This is a genomic window from Runella rosea, from assembly GCF_003325355.1.
Classification (GTDB): domain Bacteria; phylum Bacteroidota; class Bacteroidia; order Cytophagales; family Spirosomataceae; genus Runella; species Runella rosea.
In genome coordinates this window covers 1204972-1218994 of sequence record NZ_CP030850.1, presented here as the reverse complement: position 1 = coordinate 1218994, position 14023 = coordinate 1204972, and the positions used below count along the sequence as shown (strand labels likewise).

Sequence of the window (14023 nt, the reverse complement as noted above, 5' to 3'; positions counted from 1 at the left end):
CAGTAAAGAATGTTGTGTCATTAACCATCACTACTCGCTACTCATTATTGATTCCTGACTACTACTGATTATGCAAATCCTGAAAAGTAAACGCCTTGAGCATCTGCGGTATGATATTCGAGGCCCGGTGTACGAAAAAGCCCTTGAGCTTGAAAGTCAAGGGTATAAGATTATTAATCTTAATATCGGCAATCCGGCCCCGTTTGGCTTTGACGCGCCCGACGAAATTATCCACGATATTATCCTCAACATTCGCAATGCGCAGGGATACGTAGATTCAAGGGGGTTGTTTGCGGCGCGGAAAGCGGTGATGCATTATACACAAACGCAGGGAATCAAAGGTGTTGATATCAATGATGTGTACATTGGCAACGGTGTCAGTGAGTTGATTGTGATGTCGATGCAGGCTTTGTTAAATGAGGGTGACGAAATTTTGGTGCCTTCGCCTGATTATCCCCTTTGGACTACTTCGGTGGCCCTGAGTGGTGGAAAACCTGTTCATTATATTTGCGATGAACAAAGTGACTGGAATCCTGATTTGGAAGATTTGGAAAGTAAAATCACCCCGCGTACCAAAGGGATTGTGATGATAAACCCCAATAATCCCACGGGTGCGGTCTACGAAAAAGAAGTCGTACGCCGAATCGCGGAAATTGCCGAACGCCACCGCTTGATTCTTTTTTCGGATGAGATATACGATAAAATTCTTTACGACGGAGCGGTTCATTATCCCGTTGCCACCATGGTGCAGGATACCCTTTGTGTTACGTTTGGGGGACTTTCCAAAAATTACCGCTCAGCGGGTTTTCGCGGTGGGTGGTTGATTTTAAGCGGGGCAAAACACAAGGCAAAATCCTACATTGAAGGATTGACTTTTTTGGCAAGTATGCGTTTATGCGCCAACGTTCCTACCCAATACGCCATCCAAACAGCCTTGGGAGGCTACCAAAGCATCAAAGATTTGGTGCTCCCAACCGGCCGCTTGTACAAGCAGATGGAACTGATTTACAATCGACTTACGGCTATTCCGGGCATCAGTTGCGTCAAGCCCAAAGGGGCTTTGTATGTTTTTCCCAAAATTGACCTGCGTAAATTTGACTTTAAAAATGACGAAGACTTTGTGTATCAATTGCTGGTAGAACAAAAAGTGTTGGTCGTGGCAGGAACGGGTTTTAACTACATTAAACCAGACCATTTTCGTATTGTAACTTTGCCGAGCGTGGATGAACTGACGGTTGCGATGAACCGGCTTGAACAATTTCTGGATAACTCACGTATTCATGCCGATAGCCCCGTTGAAGCTTATTTAGTATAACAATCTGATACCAATCTATAATAAAATAAAGGGAAAGAAGGTTTCTGAAATCCCTTTATTTTAAAGAGTGAAAAAGTTAAAATAAACATTTGGAATCACCTCATTCATTTCCAAAACAAAAAGGGTAGTCTCAGACTTTTGAGACTACCCTTTTTTGTTTTAGCACATTTCCCTTTTAATTGTATTAAAAGAGAAGAGAATATTTCAATTCACGGCTTCGTGCAATGGTTGCTTTTGGGTGTCGTCAGGAAAAATAAAGGGGGTAGATTTCTTGACCTTTTCGGGCAATAATGCAATGGCGAGAACTTCATCCACGTTTTCAACGTAGTGGAATTTTAGCGTTTTTACGTAATTTCCATTGATTTCTTCCACATCCTTACGGTTTTTGTTGCACATGATGATTTCGGTCACTCCTGCGCGCGCCGCCGCCAAAATCTTTTCTTTGATTCCACCCACGGGCAACACCTTGCCGCGTAGCGTAATCTCACCCGTCATCGCGAGTTGAGGTTTCACACGGCGTTGGGTAAAAATAGAAGCAATAGACGTCAGCATCGTAATTCCCGCCGAAGGTCCGTCTTTCGGAACAGCCCCTGCTGGAATGTGAATGTGCAAATCGTAGTGGTTAAACACCCGGTAGTCAATGTCTAAAGCATCGGAGTGCGCTTTGAGGTACGAGAGGGCTGTGATGGCCGACTCTTTCATCACATCGCCCAATTGGCCCGAAAGGGTCAACCCACCCTTGCCACGGCTTAGGCTGGATTCGATAAAGAGAATTTCACCGCCCACGGATGTCCACGCCAAGCCTGTTACCACACCTGCAGTGTCGTTGTCTTGGTATAAATCCTTGTCAAATATCTCGGCACCCAGCAGCTTTTCTACGTGTTCTGCCTTGATGGGTTTGGGGTATTCTTCTTCCAACGCAATGGATTTAGCCACTTTTCGGACCAACGCGCCGATTTTTTGCTCTAAATTCCGAACACCTGATTCGCGGGTATAATGTTCAATGACTTTAATGATAGCCTTGTCGTCAACGCTGAATGCTTTGGTTTCTAAGCCGTGGTCTTTACGTTGCTTTGGTACAAGATATTTCTTGGCAATTTGTAATTTTTCTTCTACCGTATAACCCGTCAACTCGATGATTTCCATGCGGTCGCGCAAGGCAGGATGAATGGTTTCGAGCGAGTTGGCCGTGGCCACAAACAATACCTTGGACAGGTCGTATTCAACCTCTAAGTAGTTGTCGGAGAAGGCATTGTTTTGTTCAGGGTCAAGCACTTCGAGCAACGCTGATGCTGGGTCACCTCTAAAATCTGAGCCTACTTTGTCAATTTCGTCGAGAATAAAAACGGGATTCGAAGAGCCCGATTTTTTGATATTTTGGATAACCTTCCCGGGCATGGCACCGATGTAGGTTTTACGATGTCCGCGAATTTCGGCTTCGTCGTGCAAACCGCCCAATGCCATCCGAATATACTTGCGTCCGAGTGCTTTGGCTACAGATTTTCCGAGCGAGGTCTTTCCAACCCCGGGAGGGCCGTAGAGGCACAAAATGGGCGCTTTTAAGCTGTTTTTTAACTTCAAAACGGCTAGGTATTCAATGATACGCTCTTTTACTTTTTCGAGCCCGAAGTGGTCGGCGTCGAGTACTTTTTGGGCGCGTTTAAGGTCAAAATTATCTTTCGTAAATTCTCCCCAAGGCAGGTCTACCATCAACTCTAAGTAATTGAGCGTGACAGGGTAGTCAGGAGCCATTGGGTTGATACGCTGTAGTTTCTGAGATTCTTTCTCAAAATGTTTTTTGACCGATTCTGGCCATTTTTTCTTGGCAGCCCGGAGGCGAATATCTTCCAATTCTCGCTCGGGGGTTTCCATTCCAAGCTCGTCTTGTAATACTTTTATCTGTTGCCGTAAGAAATAATCACGTTGTTGTTGGTCAATGTCAGAACTCGCCTTCGACTGAATGTCACGTTTAAGTTCAAGCATCTGGATTTCCCGCATCATTAATTCCAACAGTTTGTTGGCTTGCTCGGGAATCGTTGGTTTTTCGAGCAAATCCTGTTTGTCCGAAACTTCAGCGTTGAGATTGGAAGACAGAAAATGCGTCAAAAATGTGGGACTTTCGATATTGTCGAGTGCAATGCGGGCCTCTTGCGGAATATCGGGGTTGAGTCTTAAAATTTTATGGGCCGAATCACGCAGCGATTGAATAAGTGCTTTAGATTCTTTCTTGTTTTGATTGGGGAAAAAATCTTCAATGGCGCTTACTTTCGCAATCATATAAGGGTCTTCGCGGACGTAATCTTTGACGCGAAAACGCTGGCGTCCCTGCAAAATAATGGTGGTATTTCCATCGGGAAGGGTAATCATCTTGATGATGTATCCCATGGTGCCGATGCCAAACAAATCGCTGCTGGTAGGCTCGGCTTTGTCTTGGTTTTGCTGGGCAATAACGCCAATGATGCGATCCCCTTTGTACGCTTTCTTTACTAATCGAATGGATTTCTGACGCCCAACGGTGACAGGAATGACCATTCCAGGAAACAATACTGTGTTGCGCAGGGGTAAAATTGGCAACTCCTCGGGCATTTCGATGGGTTCATCATCGCCGTCAGGACTGCCAAGTGGTAAGATTTCAAGACTGTCTAAATCAGACTCGGCTAACATTAATCGTGTATATAATTCGTTTGGGTCGAGATTCATAGGGCAGGCTGTCAATTTGACAGTAAAGTTTGGAAAATTAAATATATGAAAATTTCTTGTAAAGAAAGGAGATGCTCCCCGTGAAAAACTAAAATGGATGAATATCTCTAGGAAGGAAGAAATATAGATGGATGATCGGGGAGTTTGGTGGCTCTGAATAGAGTGGAATAACGCTCAATTTGTTGTAATAAGATTGGTGAAAGACGAATATTATAAAAGATGACAAAGGTAAGCATTACTTTCTTAAAATGGGCGCTTCTCCCAAAAAGTGCAAAGTGATGAACCTTTGTATTGATTGTCATATCTTTTATCAGAAAAAATCATGCCACTCCTTTAACGGAAGAGCATAAACAATAGTGTTTGAATTTGGCTGTAAGTATTGAGCAAAAGAATCTTTAAATAAATTCTTAATGAACGATAGGAGATGTGATTGAAAAAACAAAAGCCCTCAGGGTTAATGAGGGCTTTTGTGTAAAGTTGCAACGGGAAATGATGATTGATTACATCATGCCGCCCATACCGCCGCCGTGTCCGTGGCCACCTGCGCCCGCACCAGCATTTTCTTCTGGTTCGTCAGCGATAACACACTCGGTTGTCAACAACAGACCTGCGATCGAGGCTGCGTTTTCCAAAGCCAAACGGGTTACTTTCTTGGGGTCAATGATACCAGCTGCAAAAAGGTCTTCGTAGGTGTCATTTTTAGCGTTGTAGCCAAATCCACCTTTGATTTCTTTCACTTTGTTGATAACCACTGAAGCTTCACCACCAGCGTTGGCTACGATGGTACGAAGCGGAGATTCCAACGCCTGACGGATGATGTTGATACCCGTAGTTTCGTCTTCGTTGATACCTTGTAGGTTATCCAACGCGTCGATGGCACGGATAAGCGCTACACCACCACCCGTTACGATACCTTCTTCGATGGCAGCGCGGGTTGCGTGGAGGGCGTCATCAACGCGGTCTTTTTTCTCTTTCATTTCAACTTCGGTAGCCGCACCGATGTAAAGAATCGCTACCCCGCCTGACAATTTAGCCAAACGCTCTTGCAATTTCTCACGGTCGTAATCTGAAGTTGTATTTTCGATTTGTGATTTGATTTGGTTAACGCGCGCTTTGATTTGCTCAGCATCGCCCGAACCGTTCACAATCGTTGTATTATCTTTGTCAATAATGATTTTTTCGCAGTGACCTAAGTACTGAAGGTCAGCGTTTTCCAATTTGAAGCCACGCTCTTCGGCGATAACTGTACCACCTGTCAAGATAGCGATGTCTTCCAACATAGCCTTACGACGGTCGCCGAAGCCTGGAGCTTTTACGGCACATACTTTCAACGCACCACGGATTTTGTTCACAACCAAAGTAGCCAACGCTTCGCCGTCAACATCTTCAGCGATGATCAACAACGGACGACCTGTTTGTGCTACACCTTCCAATACAGGAAGTAATTCTTTCATTGAAGAAACTTTCTTTTCAGAAATCAAAATGAAAGGTTTCTCCATTTCGGCTTCCATTTTCTCCGCGTTGGTCACGAAGTAAGGAGAAAGATAACCACGGTCAAACTGCATACCTTCTACCGTTTTAACTTCGGTTTCAGTTCCGCGCGCTTCTTCTACCGTAATTACGCCTTCAGTACCTACTTTTTTCATGGCGTCAGCAATCATTTTACCGATTTCTTCGTCATGGTTGGCAGAGATAGTGGCCACCTGAGCGATTTTGTTGAAATCATCGCCTACGCTTTCAGCTTGTTCAGCAAGATTGGCAGTTACGGCCAAAACCGCTTTGTCGATACCGCGTTTCAAATCCATTGGATTTGCGCCAGCAGCTACGTTTTTAGAACCGATAGTATAGATAGCCTGTGCCAATACGGTAGCGGTAGTAGTACCGTCACCAGCAGCATCAGCCGTTTTTGAAGCAACTTCTTTCACGAGTTGAGCACCCATGTTTTCCATTGCATCTTTCAATTCAATTTCTTTCGCTACCGTTACACCGTCTTTGGTGATGGCAGGTGAACCGAATTTTTTGTCAATGATAACGTTACGGCCTTTAGGTCCAAGCGTTACCTTAACGGCGTTGGCCAGTGTGTCTACGCCTTTTTTAATTTTGTCACGTGCTTCGATATCGAAAAATATTTTCTTAGCCATGTCTTGTAAATAAGTTAATTGTTAATGGTTGATTTGTTATTGGTTAACTGTTATCAGTTATCTGGAATTAACAAAATTCGGTTAAACAGATAACTATTAACGTCTAACTTAGATAATCGCAAAAATGTCAGATTCGCGCATGATAAGGTATTCTTGACCTTCTACGGTAATTTCAGTACCTGCATATTTGCCGTAAAGAATTGTATCACCTACTTTAACGGAAAGGGGCTCATCTTTTTTGCCTGGACCTACTGCTACTACCGTACCACGTTGGGGCTTCTCCTTTGCAGTGTCGGGGATAATGATACCAAAAGCGGTTTTTTCTTCGGCAGGGGCGGCTTGTACTAGCACGCGATCTGCCAACGGCTTAACATTTACTTTTTCTGCAACTGCTGACATAGTTATCAGGGGTTTTAATTGGTTTAAAATTTATGGAACTTATTAATAAGTTTTTCGAGGGCAAAGGTATCATTTTCTGTGCCAGCACCTAATTAGTACAATTCTCTGCCATTTTTGCAGTTTTTTGGGGTTTTTGAGGGCAAAGTCTGTCATGTTCGGAATAATCATTGGCAGTATTTAACTTTTTGTTGTGGTTTATTTGGCAGTATTCGTTTTTTTATTAAATTGAATTTCGATTAGAGTAGCTGGATTGAAGTGCCGTGTATTGAGAAAAATACGCTCTTCTCAGGGCTTTTTATTTCACCATTGCTACTTGTTATTGATTTACCAATACTAAAAAGAATGTATATGGCAACTTTGACTAAAGATTGGCTTACCGACGGATGGATTGATTTTGAGTATAAAAAGTACTTGTTATTGGCTTATTTACAGGATGTTAAGGGTAATTTTAGTCAGGCGAGGCTCTTCCCTGATTTGCCTGATGTCCAGACCCACTTCGAAATCGCCTCTCAACTTAAAAATACAAAAAGTGAAATCGTGGCTTCTTTTCCCAAAAAGGTGACTGGGGTAGATTTCAAAAAAAAACGATTTGTGTATGAAAAATTTCAAGAAAGCCAGCAGCTTTCCGAAATTGACAGCATTTTGGAGTATTCTCTGCCACTTTTTCAGCAAACGCTGACAGAGGGGCGAAATCAATATGCCGATATTGAAGCCCAGTTGACGTTTGCTCCCGTGGGGATTGTGCCCCTGCATTTGAAAGAAGGGTATCTTTTTCTGTACCGTGCCCGCCGCCATGAAACGGACATTTATCACTATCAAATTCGCCTCTTTGAGCACCGAGAACAAAGAGGCGTGCAAACGACCTATCTTGAAACCGTGCGCAAAAGTATTTCAACAACCTTTGAAAACCTCAAGCTGACGCTCATCAAAAAACGACGTGAGCTGCCAAACCCTGCCACGTATCTTATCGAATCTCCCGCCGACTATCCCGTGCAGGAAACATTGTTGCCGATTGCCAAACGGCTGATTGTGAAATATGTAGCTTAGCGAAATTCTGTGAAATAGCGATTGTTAAATACCCTTAAATAAAACAACCCCGCAGGCACTGCCTGCGGGATTGTTTTGTAAATGAAGCTTTATTTTTTCAGTTTCTTTACCGTAAAGGGTACACAAATTTGTACTGGGCAGCAATTACTTCCTTCTTGAATGATGATTGGGCAACAACCGCCTGCTGGGCAAGTATGATTGTTGGCTGTGAAGGTATAAGTGCCAGGTTCGCTTAACAAGACCACGTTTCCGCTAGCAATCGGGGTTGAACTGCCATTTTTAAACCATTGTACATTGGCGTAATTGGCTGGAATACTAGCCTGAACTTTTTCGCTTGTACACAATTGTAATGGAACCGTAAAGCACTGTCGATCAAGATCATCTTCACTATCTTGGCCGTTGTTTGGCGTTGAGTCGATGTCTTTCTCGTTGGTTTTACTGATTTCAGCGGTGTTGAAATGCAAACCTGTCTGTGTGACTTTTATCTTGTAGGTCAGTGTAACCGTATCTCCGTCGATACCTGAGTTAGCGGCTATGTTTCCGATGTTCCATTTAATGACGTTATCAACGATGCTGGCTGTTCCTCGGGTAGTGGTAAAACTTCCTGCAATGAACTCAACTGTTGTAGCGATGGAGTCCGTGACTTCTACTCCTGAGGCACCCGTCGAAGACTGATTAAAGACTTTGATTGTGTACGTTAATGTATCGCCTAACTGCGCGATTTTTTTGTTGATTGCCTTTGTCAATGCTAAGTCTACTTCAACTATGCAGTTTTTAACCGTTATTATCACTGGTATGCGAGCTAGACCTGAACAGTTGCTAGGAGCACCTGACAATGCCACGTAGAATGTATCGGTAGCCATAGCCGTTCCCGAAGGTGTAAAGCTCAAGCCTGTGCTTAAGGGGGTTCCTCCTATGGCTTGTCCAAACCATTGTACACTTACTCCTGCCGTATTGCTTCCAGTAAGTGATACACTAAGTGTAGGCCAAAGACTGTCTTTGCATACGGTGGCATTAGGCGTCAATACATTGATTGTTGGGCAGTTGCAATCGGGCACTATGACATTGACCGTATCGCGACAAACAAGTGAATCACTTTGGTTTTGGAGCAAGAACTGATACTGTCCTGGAGCGGTCATGCCAGTCACTAGCCCAGCAGGAGTAGTGATGCTTACTGTCGTTCCTGGTTGTACCTGTAATACTTTCCATTTCTGACCGGCAAGGGCATCGACTAAATCTACCGTTGAAGGAGCTGCAACCCCACATGCCAGCGTAGTATCAACTCCCGCGTTAGGTTTAGGCGTGACGGTGACTACTACGTTGGCGGTGTCTTTACAACCTGCGGCATTTTCAGCGACCAACACATAGGTCGTTGTAGCCGTGGGTTTCACTACCGTGGGCGTGGCTACTGTCGTGCCGTTAGCGGTGGCTACCGTCCAGACGGGGTTCAAATAAATCGCGTAATTCGTAATCTGAGCCGTTAAATTGACGGATTCACCCGCGCAGATGGTGGCGCTACCGTCGGCGATACTTGGTTTGGCATTGACAACCAATTGTACAAAAGCTGTATCGGCACAAGTTATATCACCAGTGGTATTGACCACTACGGCGTAGTATTTTGTACCCGCAATCGTAAGTGCTGCGCCTGTTGGCGTATAGCTGGACGTGGTTTGTCCGCTGATTGCTGTACGCAAACTGCTCGTCGTATCTGCCAATGGCCCGTACCATTTATACTCTACACCTGTGCTTGGAGACGCAGTGTATGCAGTGGGAGTAGCACCTACACATATCGTCTGACTCTTGGTGGTAACAGCGGCTAGTGGTTTGATGCAATTCTGGATAAGCACATTTACCAACAAGGAGGCATAACAACCACCTTCCGCAACCGTCACTTTATAAATACCCGTATCAGCCAATGTAACATTTAATTTAGTGGGATTGGCAATGGCTGAGGTAAAACCGTTGGGACCTGTCCAGCTATAACTGCTGCCGCCGCTTGCGAATAAAGTAAGTGTATCTCCAATCGTTACCGGTGAATTGGAAGACGCCGTCGGGGTGAAATTACAGTAAATACCCAAGTCCCAAGTCAAATCCTCCTCCAAAGCATCTAATTGCGTAATCGACGTAACATAAGCAGAAGCGCCCTGATAAGAAGTAACTGTACCATCCGAATCCTTTGCATCATCCCCTCCCTGATTCAGAGGTGACACCAAATAGCCTGCCGGCGGAAAAAATAAGGCGTAATAATTTCCAGGCTCTAGGTTTGGAAACAGGTATTTTCCTCCATTGCCTGTAATGGTAAAGGCTATTTCGGTATCAGTTGCTGGGTTGGTGATGTTGTCTCCATTGTCTTTATAAAGAATCACTTTGACCCCGTCCACTCCCTGTTCTCCTGTATCCTGAATACCATCATGATTGGTGTCGTACCAAACATAGTCTCCATAATAAGCGGGTGCAGGAGCTGCCAATTTTATGCCTACTTTGATGGGTTCGGCCGCTAATAACGGTTGGTTGTTATCGGTACGGGTAGCCACAAAGCCGAATGAGTTCCAGGCAATCTCTCCGTTGATCGGAGCATCAACGGGTGCCCGCATCGGCCAGGTAAATTCCAGCGAATCGCCACCGACCAATACCAGCGAGCCAAAATCCAATTTGACGGATTGTACCGTCGTAATATCAACAGGGGGAGTGTCACTCCAATTGGGCGGGGTACAGCCTGTGGGAAAAGGGGAAGGGTCGGCAGCGGCTTTCATCTCATCCCTGCACGGATTGCCAGTGGTGCTGTAAAAGACCGTTATCCCTGCTGGAGCGGTAATCGTGTCTGCCAAGTTAGGTCTCCATTCGGTATTTCGGGAACTGAGATCAATCACTCCTTTATCGCCTATGAAAGGCATAATATCCACAATGGCGATGTTTTTCATGGGTACATTTCCCGTATTTTTCACCACCAAACGGTAGTCTGCTTTCCCCCCGCGAACGGTATTGCCGGATTCCGGATAACGGGAGTAATCCGTATCAAGCTGTCCCTTAACCCATTTGATGGATTCCATTGAAGCAGAAGCGGCAACATTGATGTCACATTGTCCATAATTTGTGTTGGACCTTCCTGTGAGCTCGGTGGTATTTCCGTCTAAATCCCAGTCCTGTGAATCCACAAAATTTCCGAAATTATAATCAGGCTCGCTCACAGAGGCATTGGAGAAGGTCGCTATAAAATCGGCATTATACGATCCAGGGGGAACGGCAGGCGAAATTTTCACCGTAACATTAACAGAAAATCTTTCACCGTAGGGCAATATGGTTCCGCTTGGAAATGTCCAGCGATACAAGTCTCTCAGAAGCCCACCTGTAGTTATATAATTAGGGATGATTTCTAGGGTAGGAGGAGTTGTAATGCCCGAATTGTTGGCAATAAAAGTCTCTGAACCTGGCACATAAGTAAATCCAGCTGGAATTAATAAAGCACAGACAGGATTGGTGCCATCAGCATACCCTACATCAGCGATGACCAATCCTGTAAAAGTTACCGTCCCACCCATCACTTGCGAACAATTCGAGAGATGCCCAGCATTATATATCGCCTTGGAAGTAGTAGGTCTTGGTAATAATTTCACAGAACTATTACACGTTGTTCGCCCTGCTTGGTTGGGTATTCCTACCGTGGTACTGGTCCACTCCATGCAGTTAGTTACGGTTTCAGTAGTTGTTACTTCGGTTAGTGCTTTAAAGTGTAAGATGTGGTTATTGGGCGACAGAGAGGCGCCAGGCGGAAAGGGAGTTCTCAAGACAAACTTGAGTTTTGTAAACAAAGTCCCCGAGGGAAGGTCAGGAACTCCTGAACCATCGGCTAAAACAACCCAAGTACTCCCCGACACATTGGTTTGATATTCAATATGATCCACATCCTCCCATTCAAGTACCCGTACGCCGTTGTATTCGGCATCTTGGTCTATGGTAATATTGGCGGGAATCGTTTCTATGATTTCTACATTTTCTAAAGGCGTGTTTCCTGTATTTGTAAAACTCCATGTATAAGAAAACCGCTGACCTGGATAGGCATTTGGATTCGACCCCGCTGTTTTTGTCAACACGGCTGAGGTAACGGGCTCGGCCAAAGTGGTCGTTTCTATTAAATCAGTAACACATCCTCCCACATTGTCCCCATCACTGAGCACAGAGGAGGTGCCTGTAAAGGGTGTATAAGCTACCGTAGCGGTATTGGTTACGACGTCGCTTGCCTGAAAAGTAGGCGAATTGAATTTGACCTGTATATTTAAATTATAGAAAAAACTTTCCCAAGTGCCGTTATTATATTGCCGTAATGTTAGATTAGGTATGCTCGCCGTCACCACCCCTGCGGAGTAAGTTCCAGTTCCAACCTCTGCTCCATTGGCACCGTTATATACTTTGGCGCTGATAAACTCAGCATTGGCGGGTAGGGTGTCGGTAATGGTAATGTTTGTTGCCTGCAATGTTCCCAAGGGAGTATTCACAGGGTAAGCGCCCCCATTGGCAGAAACACGAACCTGATAAGTGGAGATGTTGTTGATGGCTCCACCATTGAGCAAGAATTTTTGGGCACAAATTCGGGGAACGGCTGTGACAGTCATGCAATGATTTTTGACTCCAGAGGTAGCGCCAGTGCCATCTGTGATCTCAGCCGTGGTGCAAAGCTGGGTATTGTTGGGCGTGGTCAGGTTGTTGGTTCTGACAATAAACTCCAATACGCCCGTCGAGCCCGATGGCACAGGGTTAATAAAATTTATTGTCAGTTTTTTGGCACCTACCGTATTGGTAAAAACAAAGTTCGCCACGGGGGCATGGGTAGTTCCCACAAACTCGCCCACCGTGTAAATATTATCAGGTAGATTGATAACGGCCTTCACATTAGAGGCATTTCCCGTGGTGCTGGAAACCGAATAATCCAATTGAAGCGTGTACTTATCTCCCGATTGAATGGTGGTCAGATTGTTTTTTTCTTTGTAGTCAAGCGTAAGTACAACTTGGCTTTGGGCGACACCCACAAAAAGGCAAAATAGTATTGCGAAATAGGCTGTGTTTTTGGAAAAAGATAAAATGGATAATTTCATTGTCGAGGGTATTAAAATTTTCAAAGCCTTAAGTAAAACGTGCTGAATGTCACATCGCAGGGTAAATTTTTTCATCATGAACAAGATTGATTGGTGAGTAGAGACATATACTATACTTTGTCTTCTACATAGAACAACAACTATTCCTTAAATCAAAGGGGGGAGGGCTAGTAGGGTGAAATGGGTGGGTGTGGTCGGATGATGGGTGTAAAAGGTACACCTAATAAGTAGTGCGATTCTTTCTTAGTAGGCCTATTGAATGCGCTTTGGTCGAGCGTACCTTTAACAATTTTTGGGCCAAAACCTCTGAATGATTGAGGGATCTTAGTTGATTGAGGGCCCAGTTGTGTCTTTCGACAGCAGATTATGTTTCATACGGCGACTTAGGGGGAGTGTGTAGCTGGCAGCTTCAACGGTATTTTTTTCGAGGTCTATTCTATCAATGAATTTTTTGTTGACCAAAAAACTGCGGTGGATTTGCAGAAAACGATTCATTGGGAGTTGTAACTTGAGCTGAGTTAATGATTTTTTGAAGGCATACCGGCGCGTTGTAGTTTGGATGAATGTGTAGGTATGCTCAACTTCAATGTAGATGATGTCTTTGATTGAAATTAATTCACCCCGAGAATTTCCCCGGATGAATTGAGGCTCCTGTATAGGATGTTTTGCTAACAGCTGGATGCTGCTGTCGAGCGTATGGATGTGAAATGGTTTTACTAAGTACAAGTACAGAGGGTGCTTCAATTCTCTCACTCTTTTATATATTTCGTAGGAGTCATAGTTGGTCAGTAAAATAATCGGCAGGTTTTGAATAGCTGCTAATTCGGTAAGTTCCAATCCATTTTGAGGGCCGTCTAACGCAATATCTATAATCACAAATTCGACGTTGTGGAAGCTGACAAAGTCAAGGGCTTTTTGGTAAGAATCGAATTGGGCTACTATGAAATATCCTAGCCCTGACAATAATTCTTCTAATTCCAATGCATAAATCGGGTCATTGCTAATAAGGAGTATATTTCGGATGCTCACGTCGAGAAATTTAGTGTGTATAGGTGATATGACTAGAAAATATACTTATCGTAACCCCACTAGGGGGAAAAATTTACTGATTTGTATATATTCGGCACATTGAGGGATGTATACGGCTGTATATAGCACTATTCACGCTTGAACTGAGACATTCTTGGGCGAGAAATGCACAGTAAAAATGATAAAAACTGTATCCCAAAAAGACAAATAGGTGAGTTGTTGACGTTTTCCTTTATACGTTAGAGGTAGTTTATAACCATTATCTGACCGATTATATCCTGATTCTAGTCAAAATCAATAAT

At 44.2% G+C, this 14023-nt stretch carries 7 protein-coding genes; 2 read left to right on the top strand and 5 right to left on the bottom strand.

Going from position 1 to position 14023, the window contains the following annotated elements:
* Positions 1 to 70: 70 nt before the first annotated feature.
* Positions 71 to 1315: a pyridoxal phosphate-dependent aminotransferase gene (locus DR864_RS05250; RefSeq protein ID WP_114065969.1), complete on the top strand. Its 1245-nt coding sequence runs from the start codon at positions 71 to 73 to the stop codon at positions 1313 to 1315.
* Positions 1316 to 1519: 204 nt separating this feature from the next.
* On the opposite strand, the gene lon is transcribed toward DR864_RS05250, so the two are convergent.
* From lon to DR864_RS05235, 3 genes are all read right to left on the bottom strand, one after another.
* A complete protein-coding gene (gene lon / locus DR864_RS05245) occupies positions 1520 to 4015 on the bottom strand; it encodes an endopeptidase La (protein WP_114065968.1) in 2496 nt (831 codons plus the stop codon).
* A gap of 500 nt (positions 4016 to 4515) precedes the next feature.
* Positions 4516 to 6156: a chaperonin GroEL gene (groL, locus tag DR864_RS05240; protein WP_114065967.1), complete on the bottom strand. Its 1641-nt coding sequence runs from the start codon at positions 6154 to 6156 to the stop codon at positions 4516 to 4518.
* Between the two features lie 108 nt (positions 6157 to 6264).
* Positions 6265 to 6555: a co-chaperone GroES gene (locus DR864_RS05235; RefSeq protein WP_114065966.1), complete on the bottom strand. Its 291-nt coding sequence runs from the start codon at positions 6553 to 6555 to the stop codon at positions 6265 to 6267.
* A 348-nt stretch (positions 6556 to 6903) separates the two neighbouring features.
* Here DR864_RS05235 and DR864_RS05230 point away from each other — a divergent pair, with 348 nt between their 5' ends.
* Positions 6904 to 7602 carry a hypothetical protein gene (locus tag DR864_RS05230; protein WP_162793560.1) on the top strand — a complete coding sequence of 233 codons (699 nt, stop codon included), beginning with the start codon at positions 6904 to 6906 and terminating at the stop codon, positions 7600 to 7602.
* Positions 7603 to 7691: 89 nt separating this feature from the next.
* On the opposite strand, the gene DR864_RS05225 is transcribed toward DR864_RS05230, so the two are convergent.
* Together DR864_RS05225 and DR864_RS05220 are read right to left on the bottom strand one after the other, a co-directional pair.
* Entirely contained in the window at positions 7692 to 12692 is a 5001-nt protein-coding gene (locus DR864_RS05225) for an SdrD B-like domain-containing protein (protein ID WP_162793559.1), read from the bottom strand.
* A gap of 324 nt (positions 12693 to 13016) precedes the next feature.
* Entirely contained in the window at positions 13017 to 13721 is a 705-nt protein-coding gene (locus DR864_RS05220; protein WP_114065963.1) for a LytR/AlgR family response regulator transcription factor, read from the bottom strand.
* Between the last annotated feature and the right edge of the window lie 302 nt (positions 13722 to 14023).